The following is a 21,852-nucleotide window of genomic DNA, read 5'->3' on the forward strand; positions in this document are numbered from 1 at the left end:
ACGGAATCGGCATGGTCATGGCGCTTAGCCGTTCAGCCATTCACCCGTTCACCGGTTCACCCGCTCAGATGCCGATGAACTCGGCATACTCCGCCAGCGGCGCACGCGTGGCGCGCAGCTGGTTGACCGCCGCTGCCGGATCCTCGTAGCCGATCGCCATGCCGGTAAACAGCATGCGTTCGGCGGGCAGGGAGAGGAAGCCCGCAATGGTTTCCGGATACATCGCCCAGCATTCTTGCGCGCAGCTGTCCAGCCCATGCTCGCGCAGCAGCAGCATCACCGTTTGCAGGTACATGCCCAGGTCCGACCATTGCGGCGGGCCCATGCGGCGGTCCACGGTGCAGAACAGCGCTAGCGGCGCGCCGAAGAATGTGAAGTTATTGGCAAACTGGGCAAGGCGCGCCGGCTTGTTCTCGCGCGGGATGCCCAGGCAGCGATAGAGGTCCTCGCCCACCTGGAAGCGCCGTTCGCGATAAGGCGAGACCAGCTCGCGCGGGTAGACGTCGTATTCGGTCCCTTCGCCGCGGGGCGCGCCGGCGACGCGCTCGCGCATGGTGGCCTTGAGCCGCGCCAGCGGCTCGCCGCCCACCACGTGCAGGTGCCAGGGCTGCAGGTTGCCGCCCGATGGCGCGCGCGCGGCCTGCTCCAGCACGTCGCGGATGATCTCCGGCGGCACCGGCGTGGGAAGAAAGCCGCGTACCGATTTGCGGCTCTGGACTGCCATGCTGACTTTCACGCGGCTCTCCTTGGGGCTTGGCAGGGGATCCATTGGGGATCAGATAAAGGGCGGCTCGTTGCCCCAGTCGAAGAAGTCCGGCATGTCCTGCGACACGCGCTCGGGGAAGCTGGCCGGGCGCTTTTCCAGGAAGGCGCTGACGCCTTCCTTGACGTCGGCCGACTGGCCGCGCGACTGGATCGCGCGGCTGTCCAGGCGGTGCGCCTCCATCGGGTGGCTGGCCCCGGCCATGCGCCAGATCAGCTGGCGCGAGATGGCGACGGATACCGGCGCGGCATTGTCGGCGATCTCGCGGGCCAGCGCCTGCGCGGCTGGCAACAGGTCCTCGGGCGCGTGCAGCGAGCGCACCAGCCCGCGCTCCAGCGCCTCCTGCGCCGAGAACACGCGGCCGGTGTAGCACCATTCCAGCGCGGTGGAAATGCCCACCACGCGCGACAGGAACCACGACGATGCCGCCTCGGGCGTGATGCCGCGGCGCGCGAACACAAAGCCGAACTTGGCATCGGTTGCGGCCAGGCGGATGTCCATCGGCAACTGCATGGTCACGCCGATGCCCACCGCCGGCCCGTTGACCGCCGCGATGACCGGCTTGAGGCTGCGGAAGATGCGCAGCGCCACGCGTCCGCCGCCATCGCGGTGGGCGGCTTGCTTGCTGGCGCCGTAGCGCTTCTCGTAATCGAAGGTGGAGCCGCCGGAGGACAGGTCGGCGCCGGCGCAGAAGGCGCGCCCGGAGCCGGTGACGATCACCGCGCGGACGTCGTCGTCGGCGTCAGTGGCGTCAAAGGCGTCGATCAGGTCCTGCATCATGCGCGGGGTGAAGGCATTGAGCTTTTCCGGGCGGTGCAGGGTGATGGTGGCGACGCCCTTGTCGACGGCGTATTGCAGGGTCTCGAAGCTGGGGGGGACGGCTGGGTTCGGGGTGCTCATGGCTGGCCTTGGCTCTCTCGAAATGGGTGTGGGTAAGGTAGTGCAGAATCGGGCGCCTGCAATCGTCGAATCCGACGAGGTAGGGACGGCAGCGCCGCCGTAGACTGGCGCCAGGACGCCTGGCGGCCTGAGCCAGGCAGAAGACCGAGCATAGAACACAAAGACCAGAAGCCAGAAGGAACATCATGAAGACGCGCATCACCGAATTGCTGGGCACCCGCTACCCTATCATCCAGGGCGGCATGCAGTGGGTTGGCTACGCCGAGATGGCCGCCGCGGTCTCCAACGCCGGCGGGCTTGGCGTGCTCACCGCGCTGACCCAGCCCACCCCGGAAGCGCTGGCCGCAGAGATCCGCCGCACCCGCGAGCTGACCGACCAGCCCTTTGGCGTCAACCTGACGCTGCTGCCCTCGATCAACCCGCCGCCGTACGCGCGCTACCTCGACGTGATCATCGAAAGCGGCATCAAGGTGCTGGAGACGGCGGGCAACAATCCCAAGGAGCACATCGCGCGCGCCAAGGCGGCCGGCATCAAGGTGATCCACAAGTGCGTGGCGATCCGCCATGCGATGTCGGCCGAGCGCCTGGGCGTGGACGCGGTGTCCATCGACGGTTTCGAGTGCGCGGGCCACCCGGGCGAGGACGACGTCCCGGGCATGGTGCTGATCCCGCTGGCCGCGCGCCGGCTGGGCATTCCGGTGATTGCCTCGGGTGGCATTGCCGACGGGCGCGGCATGGCGGCGGCGCTGGTGCTGGGCGCGGAGGGCATCAACATGGGCACACGCTTTTGCGCCACGCGCGAGGCGCCGATCCACCACAACGTCAAGCAGGCCCTGGTGGACGCCAGCGAGCGCGACACCAACCTGATCTTCCGCACGCTGCACAACACCGCGCGCGTGCTCAAGAACGCCGTCTCCGATGAGGTCGTCACCATCGAGCGCCAGCCGGGCGGCGCCCAGTTCGAGGACGTCAAGCACCTGGTGGCGGGCGTACGCGGCAAGGCCGCGCTCGCCGCTGGCGAGACCGACGGCGGCATCATCAGCGCCGGCCAGTGCGTGGGCCTGATCGACGACATCCCGACCTGCGCCGAGCTGATCGAGCGCATGGTGGCCGAATGCCGCGAGCAGCTCGGGGTGGCCTCGCGCTACTTCGCAGCATAAGGCGGCGCAGCCATGGCTGAAGCCAGTCAACCTTCCGATGCCGGCCCGGGCGCAGGGCAATCCGAAGTGGCCGAGGCGCCGCCGCCGGGCTTTGTCGCGTTGCGTGGCGCCAAGGGCTTCCTCGAGAACTTCGGGCAGATCTACGTGGATCGGGAACGGCGCGTAGTGGCCATCCGCATCGGGCCGCATCACCTTAACCCGCTTGGCATCCCGCACGGCGGCATGCTGGCCACGCTGGCCGACACCGCCATCGGCATGATGATGGCGCTGGAGACCGACCGCAAGCAGCCGGCGGTGACGGTCAACCTCAGCATGGACTACTTCGATGCCGCGCGGGTGGGCGACTGGGTGGAGGCGCACGTCGAGTTCGACAAGCTGGGCTCGCGGCTGCGCTTCGGCGGTTGCCGCCTGATGGCCGGGGAGCGCTGCCTGCTGCGTGCCACCGCCATATTCTCGGTGCTCACGCCGCGCGCGTGATGCGCCGCCGCCGCTTGGGGCGTCGGCCGCGCCGCGCAATCGTCGCTTCCGACGACGCCGGGCGCCCCGCTGCTGGGCCAGAATCCGCAACAGGATAACGAGGCTTGGCCGTGCCCTTCCCAGGACACGGCCATTACGGGCGGGTTCGCCCCGGAACGACAAGAGGAGACGACATGGCAGAGGCATACATCGTAGCGGCCGCGCGCACCGCGGGCGGGCGCAAGGGCGGCAAGCTGGCAGGCTGGCATCCGGCGGATCTCGCCGCGCAGGTGCTGAACGCACTGGTTGAGCGCAGCGGCGCCGATCCGGCGCTGATCGACGACGTGATCATGGGCTGCGTCGGTCAGGCCGGCGAGCAGGCCGGCAACGTGGCGCGCAACGCCGTGCTGGCCTCGAAGCTGCCGGAAAGCGTGCCCGGCACCTCGGTCGACCGCCAGTGCGGCTCGTCGCAACAAGCCCTGCACTTCGCCGCGCAGGCGGTGATGTCCGGCACCATGGACATCGTGATCGCCGCCGGCGTGGAAAGCATGACCCGCGTGCCGATGGGCCTGCCCTCTACGCTGCCCTTCAAGAACGGCTTTGGCAGCTCGATGAGCCCGGCCATGCAGGAACGCTATCCCGGTGTGAAGTTCAGCCAGTTCACCGGCGCCGAGATGATGTCGCGCAAGTACGGCCTCACGCGGGACGACCTGGACCGCTACGCGCTGGAAAGCCACCGCCGCGCCATCGCCGCCACGCAGGCAGGCCGCTTCAAGGACGAAATCGTGCCCGTCGCCGTGCGCGCCGCGGACGGCAGCGCCAACGGCGAACTGCATACGGTGGACGAAGGCATCCGCTTTGAAGCCAGCCTGGAATCCATCTCCAGCGTCAAGCTGATCGAGGAAGGCGGCACCGTCACCGCCGCCAGCGCCAGCCAGATCTGCGATGGCGCGGCGGGGCTGATGGTGGTCAACGAAGCCGGCCTGAAGAAGCTGGGCGTCAAGCCGCTGGCACGCATTCACCATATGTCGGTGCTGGGCCATGACCCGGTGATCATGCTGGAAGCACCGTTGCCGGCAACGCTGCGGGCGCTGCAGAAGGCCGGCATGAAGATCGGCGATATCGACCTGTTCGAGATCAATGAAGCGTTTGCGCCAGTGCCGCTGGCTTGGTTGCAGACCACGGGCGCCGATCCGGCGCGCATGAACGTGAACGGCGGGGCGATTGCGCTGGGGCATCCGCTTGGTGGATCGGGGGCTAAGCTGATGACTACGCTGGTGCATGCGCTGCATGCGCAGGGGAAGCGGTATGGGTTGCAGACGATGTGTGAGGGTGGGGGGATGGCGAATGTGACTATTGTTGAGAGGTTGTAGGCTGATCGGCTGCCTTCGCTGTTTCTTTAAGCGGCGATGGCGCTTGCACCCAAAAGCCATACGACATCCCCCTGCGGGGGCTGCCGGTCACTCTTCTTTGCGTCGGCAAAGAAGACTAACGAGAAGAAAGCCGACCCTGCCGGGGGCAGAGCAGTCGGGCTTGTGGGCCTCGGTGGTTTCGTCGTACGGCCCGGAGTGTTGGCTGGCCTTTGCCTTACCGGCTCACAGATCATCATAACTGCATGACCCAATGGTCACGTGGTGGTGCCCCTGATCGCTTTGCGCGGTGACCATTCACACATCTGCCGTTCGCGGTGCGTAGCGCCGCGATCCTGCCTTCCTTGGTGGTTTCGTGGTTTTGTCTCTGGCGGCGGGCGCCCGGCCTATTTGACGCCCTGCCGTACCGGCTCTATCTGCGCCTTGCTCTCGGCTTCCCGGGTTTCGTGGTGGGCACCGTGGCCCGTCCGCGAGGGGCGCGCTCACACCCACGGTGCTCGCCTTCGAGACAAAACCACGAAACCAGCGACACCCGAAACGGCGCAGCCCCTTGCACCGCGAACGGCAGATGTGTGAATGGTCACCGCAAGCGAGGTCAGCGGCTGCACGACGTAACCCATGGGTCATGCAAGTTCGATGACCTTCGAGCCGGTTGGACACGCCAGCCAACACTCCGGGCCGTACGACGAAACCACCGACGCCAACAAGCCTGATTGCTCTGCCCCCGGCAGGGTCGGCTTTCTTCTCGTTAGTCTTCTTTGCCGACGCAAAGAAGAGTGACCGGCAGCCCCCGCAGGGGGATGTCGTATGGCTTTTGGGTGCAAGAGCCAACGTCGCTTAAAGAAACAGCAACCAACCCCGCAGGGCAATGTCGTACAGCTTTTGGGTGCAAAAGCCAACGCCGCTGCAAAAACGACCAGAAAACGCTAGCCAACCCCAGCCCGGCACCCCTCAAGCAAACGTAATAGCATCCCGCCGATCAACCCGATCCAAATGCGGCAAACTATTAAAACTAAGCAACCTCTGCATCCCACGCCCAGAAATAATCTCGCAAAACGCCGTATTCCGAAACTGCAAATTCAACTCGATCGCACTCTGCGCCGGCGCACCCAGCAAATCCGCGGTAGCCCGTCCGATCGCCCCGCCAGAACTGACAACCAACACCGCATCCTCTCGCGAAGCCCCTTCCGTGGCATGCAGCAAACCATCGCGGATCCGTCCCCCAAACTCCGCCCACGACTCCGGCATGCCCGTCAGCTGATCCAGCGTCCAGGCCTGATACGCCGCGCGGAATGTGCGCCAGTAGTCGTTGTAGTCAGCGTTCTGGTGCGCGCGATGATCCGCCCCACCGGTATGGCTGCGGTACAGCGCTTCGCCATCGTATTCGTTAAGGCCGAGGTGGGTTTCGATGTTCGTCTGGACCGGCACATCGCCGGCCCCCATGCCGGCCAGGATCTCCAGCGCGGTGTCCTGCTGGCGCACCAGCGAGCCAGCAACCACCCGCTTGAACGCGACGCCGCGCTCGCGGAAATATTCGCCCAGCCAGCGGGCCTGTTGCCGGCCGGTGTCGGAGAGGCAGTCGTAGTTGGCGGCGCCGAACGAGGCTTGACCGTGCCGTACCAGGAAGAGCGTTGCCATGCGTGATGTCGGCGCCGGTGGGCACCCGGGAAGCGGTAAAACGGGAATCGGCACGCGAACGCGGGGGCGCCGCGCGGGGTGCAGCCATTGTATGAGTGCCGGGCGCGGCGGCCAAGCTAAGCCGCGCCGGATTCATAGCGGTCATTGCCGCGCTGCATTATTCCGTTGCATAGCGGCAGGGTCAGTCCAGCCTTAGTTCGCCCTTAGTCCAGCGTGACGCCGGTGTCCGCGGTCAGTTTGAGCACGCCCGGCAGGTAGGCTTTGTAGGCAGCCACGGCTTCTGCCGGCAGGTTGCCGATCGGCTCCGCACCCATGTCCTCGATGCGCTGGCTGATCTCCGGCGTCTTCACCAGTGCGCTCACCTCGCGGCCCAGGCGCTCGACGATGTCGCTGGGCGTGCGTGCCGGGACCAGCAGCGTGATGGGTCCGGTCAGCTTGTACGGCTCGTCGGGATAGCCGGCTTCGGCAAAGGTTGGCACGTCGGGCAAGGCCTTGGCGCGCCGGGTGCCGGTGACGGCCAGCGCTCGCAGCTTGCCGCTGGCGAAGTGCTGCTTGAGCGAGGTTACCGAGCCAACCGTCATGTTGACCTGGCCGGCGAGCAGGTCGCTCACCATCGGGCCTTCGCCGCGATACGGCACGTGCAGGATATCGACGCCGTAGGTTTTGTCGAGGTAGGCCTGGATGGTGTGCGGCTGCGTGCCCGGGCCCCAGGAGCCCATGCGCAGCTTGCCGGGATCCTTCTTGGCATAAGCGATCAGTTCCGCCACGGTCTTCACCGGCAGCGTGCCGTTGACGGCTAGCACCGTGCGCGCCATGGCGATGTCGGACACCTGGCGCAGGTCGGTGCGCGGGTCGTAGGGCAGCTTCTTGTAGAGGGCGAGATTGGCGGTGATGGGACCGGGGATGGTCAGCAGCAGCGTGTAGCCATCGGGCGCCGACTTGGCCACGTAGTCGGTACCGATGATGCCGCCGGCGCCGCCTTTGTTCTCCACCACCACGGTTTGTCCCAGCCGCTTGCCCAGGCCTTCGGCCAGCGTGCGCGAGAGCGTGTCGGTGAGGCCGCCGGCCGGGTAGGGCACGATCAGGTGCAGGGGCTTGGCGGGATAGCTGGCTTGCGCCTGGGCTGCCAGCGGCAGCAGTGCCGCGCAGGCGCAGGCCAGCAGGACGGCGGCCTTCCCGCAGAACGGGCTGCGTATTGTCATGTCTTGTCTCCTCGGGGTTTTATAGGATCCGGCGTGCGCTCCGAGCAAAATGCGCGCGCCGATATCGGGTCAGGCTTTGAGACGGGAAAGAACGCGCAGGACCGCGCGTAGTGGCGCTATGGCGTCAGGCCGGCAGCGCCAGGTAGCCGGCCACCAGCCGGGTCATCTCGCCGGGCAGCCGTTCGTCGTCGAGCGGCAGCGGGCCCGCGTCGTTGAGGATGGCATTGACCACGATGCTGAACACGGCTTGCATGGCAAAGCGCACGCGCATCTCCGCCTGCTCTGGCGGCACCGGCATGCGCGGCACCAGCAGCGCCACCATGCGTTCCACCACGTCTTGCCCGCTTTCGCGATGCGGCAGCCACTCTTCCGGGCGGACGGAGGCGTGCTTGAGCGATGCCTTGATCACGCCGCGGTTGGCGTGGCAGCCGACCACCACGTAGCGCATGATTTTTTCCAGCATCACATCGGTGGGCACGTCCTCCCAGCGTTCCACGCGCAGGTAGCGCGCCACGGAATCGCCGGTTTCCTGCATCACCAGCGCGCGCAGGGATTCGAAGAACGCCTGCTTGTCGCGGAAGCGGCCGTAGAAGGCCCCGACCGACACTTCGCAGGCGGAGGCGATCTGCGCAACCGACACCGCGGAGAAATCCCGCTGCGCCAGCAGTTCGCGGCCGGCGTCCAGCAGAGCCTGCTCGGTCTCGCGCGCACGGCGCTGGCGCGGTGGCTGCAGGATCGACGGGGTCGCTACGGTAGGGAATGCGGAAGTCCCCTTGGACGGCTTGGCGGGGGACGCGGCAGAGGACGAGAGGGGCATGTTAATTCCGTATGCGAATTCTGATTCGGTTTTGTGAACCATATGGTTACCACGGCGTTTCGTCAAGAAACGGTCTACATTTCCAATATGTGGAAATACATTCCGTTCTTTGACACAGAAAATGACGCCGCCCACACTGCGGTGCAAGGAGACAAGATGAACACGTCGGTCGAACAGTTCATAGCCGAGCGCAGGAAAGAGGACCCGTCCTTCGGTGGCTTGCTGGCCAAGGGCTTTGCCTTGCTGCGCTGCTTCATCGACGAGCCGCGTCCGCTTGGCAACGGCGAGCTCGCCGAGCGCCTGCAGATGCCTCGCGCCACGGTGTCGCGTATCTGCCGCACGCTGTTCGAGCTGGGCTATCTGGATTGGGACCCCAAGCTCGACAAGTATTTCGTCGGCGCCCAGGTGCTGGCCCTGGGTTATCCCTACCTGGCCGGGCTGCCGGTGCGTCACGTGGCACGCCCGCTGATGCAGGCGCTGGCGGATCGTATCGAGGGTGCCGTATCGATGGGCGTGGCACATCGGCTGGACGTGACCTACCTGCAGAGCTGCACGCATCACGAGGGCACGGCTGCACGCCCCGGCGTGGGCGCGGTGCGCTCGGTGCTCAGCACCGCGATGGGCCGTGCTTTCCTGTGCACGCTTTCCAAGAGCGAGTTCGAGCAACTGATGCAGGCCGCTCGCCACGAACGCGCCGAGGAGTACGCCGCCTGCTACGACACCATTTGCCACAACGTGGCGCATTACCCCAAGCGCGGCTTTGCCATCAATGAAGGCGACGCCGGCAGCGGCGTGCATGGCGTGGGCGTGTACTCGCGCATCGTCTACCTGAACCGCCCGCTGCTGTTCAACTGCGCGATCGCCGGCTCGCAAATGCGGCGCGGCATGCTGGAAAAGAAGATCGCACCGCTGCTGATGGAGATGACCCGCACCATCGAATCCATGACGGGCCTGCGGCAATAGCCGGGCCGGCAGAGCAAGAAACACGAAGCTACACGAACGCATACGAAGCCACACACAGCGCCGGTACAGGCGCAAACAAGACAAGCCATTCAAGGCCATCCGGAGACAACGCCATGCCTAGTCTAGATTTCCTGCTGAAACCGCGTTCGGTCGCGGTCATCGGCGCATCCACGCAGCCCGAGAAGGTCGGCGGCATGCCGATTCGCCTGCTGCGCGAGCTCGGCTACGCCGGGCGTATTTTTCCCGTGCATCCCACCGCCGGCGAGATCCAGGGCTTGCCCGCCTACGCGACGCTGGCCGCGATTGGCCAGGGCGTCGACCTGGCCATCGTGGCGGTGCCGGCGGTGGCGACGGAGTCCGTGATGGCGCAACTGGCGCGAAACGGCACGCGCGCCGCGATCTTCTTCACCTCGGGCTTTGCCGAAGTGGGCGATGAGGGCCTGGCCATGCAAGTGGCGCTGGCCGAGAGCGCGCGCCGCCACGGCGTGGCCCTGCTCGGCCCCAATTGCCTGGGCGTGATGAATCTGCGCGAGCGCATGTTTGCCACTTTCTCGCCGATCCCGCTGACTGGCGTGCCGCCTGCGGGCGACGTGGGGCTGGTCAGCCAGAGCGGCGCGTTTGGCGCCTACGCCTTTGCGCTGGCGCGCGAGGCCGGGCTGGGCCTGAGCCATTGGGTGACCACTGGCAACGAGGCCGGCCTGCAGGTGGCCGATGTGATCGAGTGGATGGCGCAGGACAAAGATACCCGCGTGATCCTGGCGTATATGGAAGGTTGCCGCGATGGCGCGCGCTTGCGCCAGGCGCTGGCCGCCGCGCGTGCCGCCGGCAAGCCGGTGGTGATCACCAAGGTGGGCACCACCGAGGCAGGCGCGCGTTCGGCGCAGTCGCACACGGCCAGCCTGGCAGGAGAAGACGCGGTGTATCAGGCGGTGTTCGACGAGTACGGCGTGCATCGTGCCCATACGCTCGAGGATTTCTTCCGCCTCGGCTACACGCTGTCGCGCGGGCGCCGGCCGGCGCGCTGGGACAGCCCGAGCGGGTTGATGGCCGACGCGGTGGCGCCGGTGGCCATCGTCACCGTGTCCGGCGGCGTCGGCATCATGATGGCCGATCGCGCCGAAGAACTTGGCATGCCCATGCCGCCCATGCCCGCGGCAGCCGCCAAGGCGCTGCGCACGAGCATCCCCTTTGCCAGCACCGCCAACCCGATCGATGTGACGGGGCAGGTGGTGGCCCAGCCCGCCGTGCTGCTCGACGCGATGGCCGGCGTGGCCACCTGCGGCGAGTACGGCAGCGTGGTGGCCTTCCTCGCCGGTGGCGCCAACGCGCCGCGCTTGTGGGAAGAACTGCAGCGCACCATCGGCGCGCTGCATGAGGACAAGCGCGCCGCGCCGCTGCTGCTTTCCGGCGTGGTCGACGACGACAAGCGGGCGTGGCTGGAGGCGCATGGCTGCCTGGTGTTCCGCGAACCTGCCCACGCCATCGAGGCCGTGGCCGCGCTGGCCCGCGCGGCAGCGTGGGAAGCCGCCGCGAGCGCGCCGGTTGCCGAGGCCGCGGCGCCGGTCGCCGCGCTCCTGCGCGATGTGCCGGACGATGCCAGCGCGCTGTCCGAGTTCGACGCCATGCGCCTGCTGGCGGACGCCGGCGTGCCAGTGGCCGCGCACGGCCTGGCACGCGACGCCGATGAAGCCGTGGCGCTGGCGCAGCGCATCGGCTACCCGGTGGCGGTAAAGCTGTGCTCGGCACAGGTGCTGCACAAGAGCGACGTAGGCGGCGTGGCGCTCAACCTGACGGACGACGCCGCGGTGCGCAAGGCCTTTGCCGCGATGCAGGCGGCGCTGGCCCGGGCCGACGCCAGCCTGCCCTTCGAGGGCGTGCTGGTGGCCCGCATGGTGCGCGGCTGGGGCGAACTGATGGTGGGCGTGCGGCGCGATCCGGTCTTCGGGCTGGTGGTGCTGGCCGGCATCGGCGGCACCGCAGTGGAGATCTTCAGGCAGATGGCCTTCGGCCTGGCGCCGTTGTCGCCCGAGCGCGCCCGCGCCATGCTCGAGCGCAGCCGCGCGGCGGTGCTGTTCGCCGGCCATCGCGGCAACCCGGTGCTGCCGCTGGCACAGGCTGCCGACTTGCTGGTGCGCGTGTCGAAGGTGGCCGCGGCGCTGGGTCCCCGGCTCGACACATTGGAGATCAACCCGTTCATCATCGGCGCCAATGGCGCGGTGGCGGCGGACGCCGTGATCACCTTGCTGCCGGCGGGCGGATCGGGGGCATGACCGCGATGGCGTAGCAAAGACGCTTGACCCCACCGCGCAACCCGATACCGGCACAGACCGGCAGCGCGGATGGGGAACCACCAGAACTGGAGACAAACCATCATGCATTTGCAAGCTGCAAGGACCGCGCGCGCGCCGGCGGCAGGCGCACTCGCCGTCGTCATGCTGACGGCGCTGGCCGCCACACCGGCGCACGCCGCATCACCGCAAGCCACGAAATACCCTGACAAACCGATCCGCCTGGTGGTGCCCTTTCCGCCGGGCGGCGGCACCGACGTCATCGGGCGGCTGGTGGCCGCCAAGCTGTCGACCGCGCTGGGCGGCACCGTGCTGGTGGAAAACGTGGCGGGCGCCACCGGCACCATCGGCTCGGCCCAGGTGGCGCGCGCCGCGCCGGACGGCTACACGCTGTTGCTCGGCATCTCCGCCACGCATGCCATCGCGCCGGCGATCTTCCCCCGCCTGCCCTACGATCCCGTGCGCGATTTCGTGCCGGTGGGCCGGCTGGCCTACGGCGGCAACGTGCTGGTGGCAGGCCCGGCGTTCACGGGCAAGGACCTGCCAGCGCTGATTGCAGCCGCCAAGCGTCCGGGCGCTGACCTCACCTATGGTTCCTGGGGCCCCGGCTCGGGCGGGCACCTGGCTGGCGAGAGCCTCAACGTCAGCAGCGGCATCCATCTGCGCCACATTCCCTACAAAGGCGTGAGCCCGATGCTGACCGATGTGATGGGCGGCACGCTGCCGGTGGCCATGTCCGACCTGGCCGGCACCTTGCCGTTGATCCGCAGCGGCAAGGTCCGGGCGCTCGCAGTGACCGGCTCGGAGCGCTCGGTGGCGCTGCCCGATGTGCCCACCTTCGCCGAGTCCGGCGTGCCGTTGCGCATCGACAGCTGGTACGCGCTGTTCGCGCCGGCCCGCACGCCGGCCCCCATCCTCGATCGCCTTGAGCGCGCGGTCGACGCCATCATGGCCGAGCCTGCCATGCAGGCGCAGGCCGCCACGCTGGGCATGCGCTTCACCCCGCAGCCGCGCGCCGTCTTTGCCGCCCAGATGCAGGACGACGTCCGCGCCTGGGCCGCCCTCGTCAAGTCGAGCGGCGCCGCCCTCGAATAATCCCGCCAGGAGCCAACCCATATGAACATGAACCCTCCCGCCGCCCCCGTCACGCACGCCAGCCCCCAGCAGGCGCTGGTCGCCGGCGCAGCGCTGCCGCTGGTGATCTACGGCTATGCGCTCATCGAGACGCTGCGCACCTGCCGCCTGCAGACCTCGGTTGCCGCTGCCACCGGCTATGGCCGCGCGCCGATGAACACGTTGTCCGCCAGCGAGCGCCAGTGGACGCATGAGGACCGCGACATCGTCACCCCGGCCAACGACCTGCTGTACTTCTGCGGCTGGGTCAACCTGGCCGATGGCCCGGTGACGCTGCGTATTCCGCCGCTGCCCGACGCAGGCCGCTACTACGTGATCGAGCTGCTCGACGTGCACACCAACAACTTCGAGAACCTGGGACCACGCAATGTCGCTGCCGAAGGCGGCGAGATCGAGCTGGTCGGCCCGGGCCAGAAGGCCAGCGGCGCGCATGCGGTGTCATGCCCGAGCTCACTGGTCTGGCTGCTCGGCCGCGTGCTGGTGCAGGGGCCGGATGACCTGGCGGTGGCGCGTGCCTTTGAGCAGGGCTTCGCGCTGACCCGCACGCCGGGCGCGGCGCGTCCGCGCTGCGTGGACCAGTGGCACGACAGCGGCCGGCCCGCGCTGGACTTCTTCCACAACCTCTTCAACGCGCTGCGCGAGTTCCCGCCGGCGGCCGAGGAACTGGGGATCCTGACGCTGTTGCGCAAGGCCGGCATCCGGCTGGAAGACGAGACCGATTTCGCGGCGCTGCGCCCGGCCATCGTGGCCGGGCTGGAAAGCGCTTACGCGCAAGGCATGGCGGTGATCGAGGCCCATACCCGCAGCCAGGGCCGCAAGAGCTGGGGCTACAGCCTGAAGCTGGGCATGTACGGCGACGACTGGCTGCAGCGCGCCTGCACCGCGATGAAGGGCCTGGGCGCCCTGCGCGCGGACGAGGCGATCTACGCCATGGCCGATTTCGATGCCGACGGCGCGCCGCTTGATGGCCGTCGCCGTTATGAGCTGCGCTTCGCGCCCGGCATGCTGCCGCCCGCGCAAGCCTTCTGGTCGGTGTCGCTGTACGGCGAGGATCGTTACTTCAGCGCCAACGAGATCGGCCGCTACGCCGTGGGCGACCGCACGCCGGGCTTGCGCATGGAGGCCGATGGCAGCCTGGTGATCCCCATCTCGCACGCGCGAGCGCAGCAGCAGGAGAACTGGCTGCCCGCGCCCGCTGGCTCGTTCTACCTGATCCTGCGGCTCTACCATCCCGCGCCGTCTTTCCTGCAAGGCCAGTACACCATCCCGGCCGTGCGCCGCGTCGATTGAGTCAACCAAATTATGGAAGCCACCATGTACCAGACCATATCCGCCGTGCCCGCCGCGCCCGCCGCGCCCGCCCTCGACGCCATCCGTTACACGCTGCCCCTCTACGAAATGGCGCGCATGCGCGCCGCCACCTGCCCGCGCCGCAATAGCGCCGGTGTGTTTGCCGCGCAGCAGCCCGATGCCCCGGTGCGCTGGATCAATCATTTCATTCACACGCGCCAGCTGCTTGGCCCGCAGCATCGCCAGGTGGTCACGCCCAATAACGACACGCTCTACAGCAACGCCTGGATGGACCTGTCGCAAGGGCCGCTGCTGCTGGACGTGCCCGACAGCTTGGGCCGCTACTACGTGCTCGGCCTGCTCGATTTCTATACCAATCCCTTTGGCTATATCGGCACCCGCACCACGGGCAACGGGCGCGGCCGCTTCTTGCTGCATGGCCCGCGCTGGCAGGGCGACGTGCCGGCTGGTGCTACCGCCATCGCCTGCCCCACGGACGCGGTGTGGCTGCTCGGCCGCGTGCTGGTGGATGGCGAAGCCGACCTGCCGGCCGTGCACGCGCTGCAGGACCAGTTCCGCCTGAGCACGCTGGCCGGGGCGAGCGCCGCGCGGGCGTTCGATGTGCGCATGCAGCCTGGCGAGCATCTGGGCGATCCGCGCCGCTATGCCGAGGTGGTCAACCAGGCGCTGCGCGAGAACCCGCCGCCGCCGGCTGAGGCAGGGCTGGTGGCAGCCTTTGCGCCTTTTGGCATTGGCGCGGATTGCGATGCGGCCGCGCTTGGCGACGATGCGCTTGCCCGCCTGGGCGACGCCATCCGGGCAGTGCTTGCCGAACTGGCGACGCCGCTGCCGTCCGACCTCGGCGGCGGCTGGACCCTGCCGGTGGAAATCCGCGAATCGTTCGGCACGCGTTTCGCCGAGCGCGCGCTGGTGGCGCGCAACTATATCGGCGCGCTCGGCGTGCAAGAGGCGATGTACGTGATGGCCGACCGCGACAGCGAAGGCGCGCCGCTCGATGGCCGCGCCGGCTACGAGCTGGTCTTCCCGGCCGATGGGCTGCCGCAGGTGGGTGCGTTCTGGTCGCTCACCATGTATGGCAAGGCCGACTGCATGCTGGTCGATAACGTGCTGGGGCGCTACTCGCTGGGCGATCGCTCGCCGAGCCTGCGCTACGGGCCGGACGGCAGCCTGCGGCTGCGCCTGTCGGCCACGCCGCCGGCCGACCCGGCGGACGAAGGCAACTGGCTGCCCGCGCCCGCAGGCCCGTTCTACGTGACGCTGCGGCTCTACGTGCCCCAGCCCGCGCATCTCGACAAGACCTTTGTCTATCCGCCGATCCGCCCGCTGGCAGCTGCGGCTGCTTCGGTCAAGGAGCTGTCATGACATTGAATTCGCACAAGCGCAGGCAAGTGCTGCGCCTGGCCGGCAACGCCGTGCTGTTGGCCGCGGGCTGCGGTGCGCTGGCGCCGGTGCAGGCCGAGGAATTTCCGTCGCATCCGGTGCGCCTGGTATCGCCCTACGGCCCGGGCGGCTCCAACGACATCTCGGCGCGCCTGCTCAGCGAGGGGCTCAGCCGCAAGTACAAGCAGCAGTTCGTGGTGGAGAACAAGCCCGGCGCTGGCACGCGCGTGGCCAACGAGCAGATCGCGCGCGCCACGCCGGACGGCTACACCCTGTTGTGGGCGGCGGCGCCGTTTGCCATCAACGCGGCAGCAGGGCTATCCCAGCATTACGACATCCACAAGGACTTCGTGGCAGTAGGGCCACGCGTGCTCGGGCCGATATTCCTGATCGTCAACGCCGATTCGCCGGTGCGCACGGTGGCGGATTTCGTGCGCATGGCGCGTGATAAGAAGGACGGCGTGACTTTCGCCTCGCCGGGCATCGGCTCGGGGCCGCACCTGACCGCCGAGCTATTCGCCGCCCAGGCGAAATTCAAGGGCCTCAACGTGCATTACCGCGGCGACTCCACGGCCTACACTGAGTTGCTCGCTGGGCGGGTCGACGCGACGTTGACCGCCATCACCACCGCGCTGCCATTTATCAAGGCCGGCAAGCTACGCGTGATCGCGGTGTCCGCCGAGCAGCGCACGCCGGTGTATCCGGACGCGCCCACGTTCGGCGAGCAAGGGTATCCCGGCGTGGTGGGTTACGGCTGGTTCGGGCTGATGGCGCCGGCGGGCACGCCACCGGCCATCGTGCAGCAGCTCAACCGGGACGCCAACGCGGTGCTGGCCGATGCGCAGACGCGCAGCAAGCTGATCGGCCTCGGGCTGCAGCCGGAGGCGGGCGACAGTGCATCGTTCGCGCGCTTCGTCGACGCCGAGGTGGCCAAGTGGGGGCCATTGATCAAGTCGGCGGGGATCAAGCTGGAATGAATAGGGTAGCGCGCGGCGTTCGTTTCCGGCGTTCGCTACCGGCTTTCGCTACCGGCTTTCGCGCAACGGCCCGCTCGCTGCCTGCTGGATTTAGCCGCGGACGGCGCCTTGCTGCGCGTCGCGCGCCGCGACAAAGGCCAGCAGCAGCACCCTCGTCTGCTCGAAAATCACGTCTCCAAGCTGGGCCATCTCTTTAGGGCCAATCGTTTCCCATTCGAGGGCGCTGAGCACGTTCCGGCGAAACATGCGGAACACGGCAACCTGGCTGTCTATCGCGATGGTCCGGATCTTGGTCACATCATCGGTCGGCTTGCGTCCGGTCAGCCGGCCGATGATCGACGCGGTCACGGGGAACAAGCGGCGGTTGAGGCGTTCGTCGATCACCGCGAAGGCCGACGGCGGACCAAGGCCCGCGCGTTCGCGCGCCATGAAGAGTTGCCAGTCGCGCGCCTCGGGTGAGTCGCTCAGGAACGAGACGAAGCAGCCCTGGAGTCCCATGTAGGCTTCGATCAAGTCCGAGTCATCGGCGTCGGGGTTGGCCAATGTCGCTTGCGCCGCGCTCACCGGCGCGGCCAGGTACTCCCAGACGCGTGCGACGAAGTGCTCCACGCAGGCAATGTAGACCCCTTCCTTGTTGTCGAAGTAGTACTGCAGCGCAGGCGCATTGACGCCGGCCTCTTTCGCGATGTCGCGCGTCGACGCCCCCTCGAATCCCCGTTCCCCGAAGAGTCGCAGCGCCGCCTCGACGATGCGCAGGCGCGTTTCCTCGCCTCGCTGGTAGCCGCCTTCGGCGGCCGGTCGGTGTCGTGCCATGGGATTCGTCGCCATCCTTGAGATCGTGCCAGGGGAGAAATATATCACTTGACACAATTTGTCCGACTGGAATAATTGTGCCGTTTGGAATAATTTGGAGCCCCCATGTCTACCGCCGCGCCCGCCGATTCGCCAGCCGACCCTCTGTTGCGAGGCGAAGCCACGTCAACCCCAGCGAAGCCTGCGGTGCGCCATCGCCGCCGCACGGTGCTGCTTTTCCTGGCTGGCAGCGCGCTGGCGGGGGCGGCGGCCTGGGGCGGGCACTGGTGGACGGTGGGCCGCTTTATGGAAACCACCGACGACGCCTATCTGCAGGCCGACAGCGTGACGGTGGCGCCGAAGGTGAGCGGCTATGTGGCTGAAGTCCTGGTGCGCGATAACCAGGCGGTCGTTGTCGGGCAGGCGTTGGCAAGGCTCGACAGCCGTCAGTACCAGGCAGCGCTGGACGAGGCCACGGCGACCGTTGCCTCGCGCCAGGCCGACGTGGCGCGTAGCGAGGCGGACCTTGCACAGCAGCAGGCCACTATCGCGCAGGCCCGTGCCGAACTCGACGGAGCGCGGGCCAATGTGCGCTACGCGGCATCGCAGGTGGATCGTTATGCGCCGCTGGTCAAGTCGGGCGCCGAGACGGAGGAGCGGACCGCGGAGTTGCGCAACGCGCAGACACGTGCCGCCACGACGCAGCAAGCGAACGAGGCCGCCTTGCGCGCGGCCCAGAGCCAGACGCTCACGCTGCAGGCAAAGCTGCAACAGGCACGCGCGCAACTGGCGGTGGCCGAGGCGAGCGCGCGCCGCGCCCAGCTCGACCTGCAGGATACGTTGGTGCGCAGCACCCTGGCCGGCCGCGTCGCGGATCGCGCCGTGCGCGTCGGGCAGTTCGCGCAGCCGGGCACGCGCCTGCTGACGATCGTGCCGCTGCAGGATCTCTACCTGAGCGCCAACTTCAAGGAAACGCAGGTCGGCCACATGGTGCCGGGCCAGCCCGTGACAATCCATGTCGACGCGCTGCCGGATGCCGATCTGCACGGCACCGTCGAAAGCCTGTCGCCCGGCACGGGCTCCCAGTTCGCCCTGCTGCCCGCGCAGAACGCCACCGGCAATTTCACCAAGATCGTGCAGCGCGTGCCGGTGCGCATTCACCTGGATGTGTCTGGCGAGGCGCGCAGGGCGCTGGTGCCGGGGCTGTCTGTAACGGTGGAGGTCGACACGCGCCACGCGGCGCCCACGCAAGCGCACGCTGCGGCCGGGGGCGCGCGTGGCTAAGGCGCCGCGGTCCGGTGCCGGCGTGTCCGGGGGCAACCCGGCATCCGCGCCCGCAGTGCCCAACGCTTCCACCGCTGACTGGATCGCGGTTGCGGCCGGCGCGCTCGGCGCGCTGCTCGCCACGCTTGATATCTCGATCACCAACTCGGCGTTGCCGCAGATCCAGGGGCAGATCGGCGCCGCGGGCACGGAGGGCACGTGGATCTCCACGGGCTACCTGATGTCGGAGATCGTGATCATCCCGCTCGCCGCGTGGCTCACGCGCGTGTTCGGGCTGCGGCGCTTCCTGATGTGGAACGCGATCCTCTTCACCGCGTTCTCGATGATGTGCGGGCTATCCCACAGCCTGGCCGCGATGGTCATCGGCCGCATCGGCCAAGGCTTCGCCGGCGGCGCCATGATCCCGACCGCGCAGACCATCATTCGCACGCGCTTGCCCCGGCACCAGATGCCGATCGGCATGTCGGCGTTCGGCCTGATCGTCCTGCTCGGCCCATTGCTCGGCCCGGTGGCTGGCGGCTGGCTGACCGAGAACGCCGACTGGCGCTGGTGTTTTTTCCTGAACCTGCCGATCTCGGTGGCGCTGGTGACGCTGCTCTATCTTGGCCTGAAGCCGGAGCGCGCGAACCTGCAGGCGTTCGTCAAGGCGGACTGGCTCGGCATCGCGGGGCTGGCCATCGGCCTGAGCTCGCTCACGGTGGTGCTGGAGGAGGGGCAGCGCGAGCGCTGGTTTGAATCGCCGACGATCGCATGGCTATCGCTGCTTTCCGCGGCCGGCATCCTGATGATGGTCGTTGGCCAGTTCACGGCGAACACGCCGATCGTGCGGCTGCGGCTGCTGCTCAACAAAAACTACGCCAGCGTCATCCTGATTGTCTCGACGGTTGGCGCCGGGCTCTATGGCGTGTCTTACCTGTTGCCGCAGTTCCTCGCCACCATCGCCGGATACAACGCGGAGCAGGCGGGCTCGATCATGCTGCTCTCCGGTCTTCCGGCATTCCTGATGATGCCGATCCTGCCCCGCATGCTTGGCAAGTTCGATAGCCGTTGGCTCGTCATCACCGGGCTGTTGTGTTTCTTCGGCAGCTGCATGCTGGATATCTCGCTCACCACGCAAAGCGTCGGGCACGACTTCATCGGCTCGCAGATCCTGCGCGGCTTCGGGCAGATCCTGGCGATGATGCCGCTCAACCAGGCATCGATGGCGGCTGTCGCCACCCATGAGGCGGGCGACGCGGCTGGCCTGTACAACATGGCCCGCAACCTGGGCGGCTCGGTCGGGCTCGCGCTGCTCGGCACGCTGATCGACCGCCGCAATACGTATCACGACGCCGTGATCCGTGAATCGGTCAGCGCCAACAGCGCGATCGGGCAGGAACACATCTCGTCCAGCGCGGCGGGCTTTTTCGCGCAGCACGGCGATATGGCGCATGCGAAGCTCCAGGCCATGGCACAGATGGCCGGGGAGATCGCCAGGCAGGCGGCCGTCATCACCTTCTCCGAGACCTTCTTTGTGCTGGGCATCGCGCTGCTACTATGCGTGCCGCTGGCCTTCCTTCTCAAGCAACCGGGTGCCGGCACGCCGGTGTCCTCCGGTCATTGATCGATCATGCACGACATCAAATCAAATACGCTGCCGGGCCCTGGCCGGCTGCGCACGGTCTCCCTCAGTGCCGCGCTGGCGTTTGCCATGAGTGGCTGCGCGGTCGGGCCTGACTATCACGGCGCGCCTGAAGTCGCGGCCGACGCCATGCGCGCCACGGCATTTCCCCATGCCCCGCACAGTACCGAGCCGGCTGCGCCGCGCGTCGCAACCTGGTGGCGCGCGCTGGGCGATCCCCAACTGGATGCACTGATAGAAACCGCATTGGCGCATAGCCCTGACATTCGTGCAGCGCAGGCCAGCGTGCGGCAGGCGCGTGCCGGCCTGCGCGGGCAGCAAGCCGATGCACTCCCCAAGGTGGGGGCAACCGCCGCCACGCTGCGCACGCGCTCGCCGAATTTGTCGTCGTTTTCCGGTGGCGCGACGTCTGGCGGCCGCGGACCATTGGCGCTCTATCTTGCCAACTTCGATGCCAGCTGGGAGATCGATCTGTTTGGCGGGACGCGGCGTGCCATCGAGGCGGCCGCGGCGCAGGCGGACGCTTCCGCCGAACAGCTCGCGGACGCCCACGTGCAACTGGCAGCCGAGGTCGCCCAAGCCTACATCGGCCTGCGCGAGCAGCAGGCGCGCCTGACGCACCTGCGCGCCTCGGAAAAGCTCGAAGCCGACATGCTGGAGCTGACGCAGCAACGGCGCGAACGCGGGGTGGCATCGGCGCTGGAAGTGGAGCGGCTCCTGACCCAGGTGGAGGGCACCCGCTCGCAGATCGCGCCCATCGAGGCGCAGATCACGGAGTCGTTCGATGAACTCGCCGTACTCACGGGGCGCGCCCCCGGCGCACTGGATGGCGAACTCGGCCCGCAACGGCCATTGCCCACGTTGCCGGCTACGGTGTCCGTCGGTAACCCAGCCGCACTGCTCAAGGCGCGGCCGGACATCCGCGCGGCGGAGCGTACCCTGGCCGCGCAGAACGCGCAGATCGGCGCTAGCAAGGCTGACTGGTTCCCCAAGCTGTCGCTGTTCGGCTCCCTGGGCTACAGCGCGATGGACCCCGGTCACCTGGTCCGCAAGGACAACGCCACCTGGCTCGCCTTGCCGCGGCTGCAGTGGAACGCGCTGGATTTCGGCCGGGTTGCCGCCAGCGTGGACGGTGCGCAGGCAGGACGCGACAATGCCGAGGCAAGGTACGAGAGCGTGGTCCTGAAGGCGCTGCGCGATGCCGATGTGGCCTTGTCCCGCTACGGGCACCAGCGCGAGAACGTGGTCCTGCTGCGCCGGGTGGAGGCGTCCGCCGAGCGCGCCGCCGTGCTGACCCAGCAGCGCTACCGCGCCGGTACGGCCAGCATGCTTGACTGGCTGGATGTCGAACGCACCCGGGTACGTGCGCAGCAGGATCGGATCGCCGGCGATGCCAACCTGATCAAGGACTTCGTGTCGTTGCAAAAGGCACTGGGACTGGGTTGGCAGAACGAGGGCTAGGACGGACGGCGGCCGTGGCGTTTCAGTCCGCCACGTTCCCTTTGTTGTATTCAGCATACGTTTACCCACCCTGGCAAATTGTGGATCAAACTGCTCTGCGCCGAGGGTTTGCACGGATAACCCGCGCGGCCGCTTGGCGCACGGGGCAGCGACAGCCCCGCAGGTTAGGCAACCGGCACTCCGCCGGTGCATGCGCCGCTGTTCAAGGACGGGCAATTGCCCTATCGTGACGACCTTCCCCGCCAACTCTGCGCGGCGATTTCACCGTCTTGTCCCGTCTTGCCGCGGATTGTCCAGGTTTGTCCATGTCCCGCTCTCTATCATGCATCGCGCGC

The 21,852-nt window shown here is 67.8% G+C and carries 18 protein-coding genes; 12 read left to right on the forward strand and 6 right to left on the reverse strand.

The window, feature by feature from the left end:
- Positions 1-64: 64 nt before the first annotated feature.
- Positions 65-736 (reverse strand): nitroreductase, encoded by a 672-nt coding sequence (locus AC07XB_RS13450; RefSeq protein ID WP_458764515.1) that lies wholly within the window; start codon positions 734-736, stop codon positions 65-67.
- Between the two features lie 39 nt (positions 737-775).
- Positions 776-1,663, reverse strand: coding sequence for a crotonase/enoyl-CoA hydratase family protein (locus AC07XB_RS13455; protein ID WP_492374209.1), 888 nt, complete (start codon positions 1,661-1,663; stop codon positions 776-778).
- Between the two features lie 185 nt (positions 1,664-1,848).
- Here AC07XB_RS13455 and AC07XB_RS13460 point away from each other — a divergent pair, with 185 nt between their 5' ends.
- The 3 genes from AC07XB_RS13460 to AC07XB_RS13470 all read left to right on the forward strand — a co-directional run bounded on the left by AC07XB_RS13460 (position 1,849) and on the right by AC07XB_RS13470 (position 4,652).
- On the forward strand, positions 1,849-2,823 hold the full coding sequence (locus tag AC07XB_RS13460) for an NAD(P)H-dependent flavin oxidoreductase (protein WP_492374210.1): 975 nt from the start codon (positions 1,849-1,851) through the stop codon (positions 2,821-2,823).
- 12 nt (positions 2,824-2,835) lie between these two features.
- The gene (locus AC07XB_RS13465) at positions 2,836-3,300 is read left to right on the forward strand and encodes a PaaI family thioesterase (RefSeq protein WP_492374211.1); all 465 of its coding nucleotides are present in this window, start codon (positions 2,836-2,838) and stop codon (positions 3,298-3,300) included.
- Between the two features lie 173 nt (positions 3,301-3,473).
- Positions 3,474-4,652 carry an acetyl-CoA C-acetyltransferase gene (locus AC07XB_RS13470; protein ID WP_150985268.1) on the forward strand — a complete coding sequence of 393 codons (1,179 nt, stop codon included), beginning with the start codon at positions 3,474-3,476 and terminating at the stop codon, positions 4,650-4,652.
- Positions 4,653-5,600: 948 nt separating this feature from the next.
- On the opposite strand, the gene AC07XB_RS13475 is transcribed toward AC07XB_RS13470, so the two are convergent.
- From AC07XB_RS13475 to AC07XB_RS13485, 3 genes are all read right to left on the reverse strand, one after another.
- Complete coding sequence (locus AC07XB_RS13475; RefSeq protein WP_492827864.1) at positions 5,601-6,287, reverse strand: histidine phosphatase family protein; 687 nt, start codon at positions 6,285-6,287, stop codon at positions 5,601-5,603.
- 203 nt (positions 6,288-6,490) lie between these two features.
- A complete protein-coding gene (locus AC07XB_RS13480) occupies positions 6,491-7,489 on the reverse strand; it encodes a Bug family tripartite tricarboxylate transporter substrate binding protein (protein ID WP_492827862.1) in 999 nt (332 codons plus the stop codon).
- Between the two features lie 124 nt (positions 7,490-7,613).
- Positions 7,614-8,306 (reverse strand): TetR/AcrR family transcriptional regulator, encoded by a 693-nt coding sequence (locus AC07XB_RS13485; RefSeq protein WP_492374215.1) that lies wholly within the window; start codon positions 8,304-8,306, stop codon positions 7,614-7,616.
- 156 nt (positions 8,307-8,462) lie between these two features.
- Here AC07XB_RS13485 and AC07XB_RS13490 point away from each other — a divergent pair, with 156 nt between their 5' ends.
- From AC07XB_RS13490 to AC07XB_RS13515, 6 genes are all read left to right on the forward strand, one after another.
- On the forward strand, positions 8,463-9,269 hold the full coding sequence (locus AC07XB_RS13490) for an IclR family transcriptional regulator (protein ID WP_150985276.1): 807 nt from the start codon (positions 8,463-8,465) through the stop codon (positions 9,267-9,269).
- Between the two features lie 113 nt (positions 9,270-9,382).
- On the forward strand, positions 9,383-11,539 hold the full coding sequence (locus AC07XB_RS13495; RefSeq protein ID WP_492827861.1) for an acetate--CoA ligase family protein: 2,157 nt from the start codon (positions 9,383-9,385) through the stop codon (positions 11,537-11,539).
- 102 nt (positions 11,540-11,641) lie between these two features.
- On the forward strand, positions 11,642-12,652 hold the full coding sequence (locus AC07XB_RS13500) for a Bug family tripartite tricarboxylate transporter substrate binding protein (protein WP_492827860.1): 1,011 nt from the start codon (positions 11,642-11,644) through the stop codon (positions 12,650-12,652).
- 27 nt (positions 12,653-12,679) lie between these two features.
- Entirely contained in the window at positions 12,680-13,981 is a 1,302-nt protein-coding gene (locus AC07XB_RS13505; RefSeq protein ID WP_492813699.1) for a DUF1254 domain-containing protein, read from the forward strand.
- 24 nt (positions 13,982-14,005) lie between these two features.
- Positions 14,006-15,364: a DUF1254 domain-containing protein gene (locus AC07XB_RS13510; protein WP_492827858.1), complete on the forward strand. Its 1,359-nt coding sequence runs from the start codon at positions 14,006-14,008 to the stop codon at positions 15,362-15,364.
- Positions 15,361-16,359 (forward strand): Bug family tripartite tricarboxylate transporter substrate binding protein, encoded by a 999-nt coding sequence (locus AC07XB_RS13515; RefSeq protein WP_492827856.1) that lies wholly within the window; start codon positions 15,361-15,363, stop codon positions 16,357-16,359. The genes AC07XB_RS13510 and AC07XB_RS13515 overlap by 4 nt, the downstream gene beginning before the upstream one ends.
- 90 nt (positions 16,360-16,449) lie before the next feature.
- Here the strand turns inward: AC07XB_RS13515 and AC07XB_RS13520 are convergent, their stop codons facing one another.
- Positions 16,450-17,187, reverse strand: a complete 738-nt coding sequence (locus tag AC07XB_RS13520; RefSeq protein ID WP_492813677.1) for a CerR family C-terminal domain-containing protein — start codon at positions 17,185-17,187, stop codon at positions 16,450-16,452.
- A 90-nt stretch (positions 17,188-17,277) separates the two neighbouring features.
- Between AC07XB_RS13520 and AC07XB_RS13525 the strand changes: the two genes are divergently transcribed.
- From AC07XB_RS13525 to AC07XB_RS13535, 3 genes are read left to right on the forward strand one after another with little or no spacing between them, the layout of a single operon-like run.
- Positions 17,278-18,435 carry an HlyD family secretion protein gene (locus tag AC07XB_RS13525; RefSeq protein WP_492827854.1) on the forward strand — a complete coding sequence of 386 codons (1,158 nt, stop codon included), beginning with the start codon at positions 17,278-17,280 and terminating at the stop codon, positions 18,433-18,435.
- 22 nt (positions 18,436-18,457) lie between these two features.
- A complete protein-coding gene (locus AC07XB_RS13530) occupies positions 18,458-20,038 on the forward strand; it encodes a DHA2 family efflux MFS transporter permease subunit (RefSeq protein WP_492375729.1) in 1,581 nt (526 codons plus the stop codon).
- A gap of 6 nt (positions 20,039-20,044) precedes the next feature.
- A complete protein-coding gene (locus AC07XB_RS13535) occupies positions 20,045-21,517 on the forward strand; it encodes an efflux transporter outer membrane subunit (RefSeq protein ID WP_492827852.1) in 1,473 nt (490 codons plus the stop codon).
- Positions 21,518-21,852: the final 335 nt, after the last annotated feature.

The organism is Cupriavidus sp. GW821-FHT02F09, assembly GCF_059421605.1.

Bases quoted from the DNA above. Each gene is read 5' to 3' on its own strand.
- AC07XB_RS13455 (WP_492374209.1), bottom strand. From the start codon at position 1,663: ATGAGCACCCCGAACCCAGCCGTCCCCCCCAGCTTCGAGACCCTGCAA.
- AC07XB_RS13460 (WP_492374210.1), top strand. From the start codon at position 1,849: ATGAAGACGCGCATCACCGAATTGCTGGGCACCCGCTACCCTATCATC.
- AC07XB_RS13465 (WP_492374211.1), top strand. From the start codon at position 2,836: ATGGCTGAAGCCAGTCAACCTTCCGATGCCGGCCCGGGCGCAGGGCAA.
- AC07XB_RS13470 (WP_150985268.1), top strand. From the start codon at position 3,474: ATGGCAGAGGCATACATCGTAGCGGCCGCGCGCACCGCGGGCGGGCGC.
- AC07XB_RS13475 (WP_492827864.1), bottom strand. From the start codon at position 6,287: ATGGCAACGCTCTTCCTGGTACGGCACGGTCAAGCCTCGTTCGGCGCC.
- AC07XB_RS13480 (WP_492827862.1), bottom strand. From the start codon at position 7,489: ATGACAATACGCAGCCCGTTCTGCGGGAAGGCCGCCGTCCTGCTGGCC.
- AC07XB_RS13485 (WP_492374215.1), bottom strand. From the start codon at position 8,306: ATGCCCCTCTCGTCCTCTGCCGCGTCCCCCGCCAAGCCGTCCAAGGGG.
- AC07XB_RS13490 (WP_150985276.1), top strand. From the start codon at position 8,463: ATGAACACGTCGGTCGAACAGTTCATAGCCGAGCGCAGGAAAGAGGAC.
- AC07XB_RS13495 (WP_492827861.1), top strand. From the start codon at position 9,383: ATGCCTAGTCTAGATTTCCTGCTGAAACCGCGTTCGGTCGCGGTCATC.
- AC07XB_RS13500 (WP_492827860.1), top strand. From the start codon at position 11,642: ATGCATTTGCAAGCTGCAAGGACCGCGCGCGCGCCGGCGGCAGGCGCA.
- AC07XB_RS13505 (WP_492813699.1), top strand. From the start codon at position 12,680: ATGAACCCTCCCGCCGCCCCCGTCACGCACGCCAGCCCCCAGCAGGCG.
- AC07XB_RS13510 (WP_492827858.1), top strand. From the start codon at position 14,006: ATGTACCAGACCATATCCGCCGTGCCCGCCGCGCCCGCCGCGCCCGCC.
- AC07XB_RS13515 (WP_492827856.1), top strand. From the start codon at position 15,361: ATGACATTGAATTCGCACAAGCGCAGGCAAGTGCTGCGCCTGGCCGGC.
- AC07XB_RS13520 (WP_492813677.1), bottom strand. From the start codon at position 17,187: ATGGCGACGAATCCCATGGCACGACACCGACCGGCCGCCGAAGGCGGC.
- AC07XB_RS13525 (WP_492827854.1), top strand. From the start codon at position 17,278: ATGTCTACCGCCGCGCCCGCCGATTCGCCAGCCGACCCTCTGTTGCGA.
- AC07XB_RS13535 (WP_492827852.1), top strand. From the start codon at position 20,045: ATGCACGACATCAAATCAAATACGCTGCCGGGCCCTGGCCGGCTGCGC.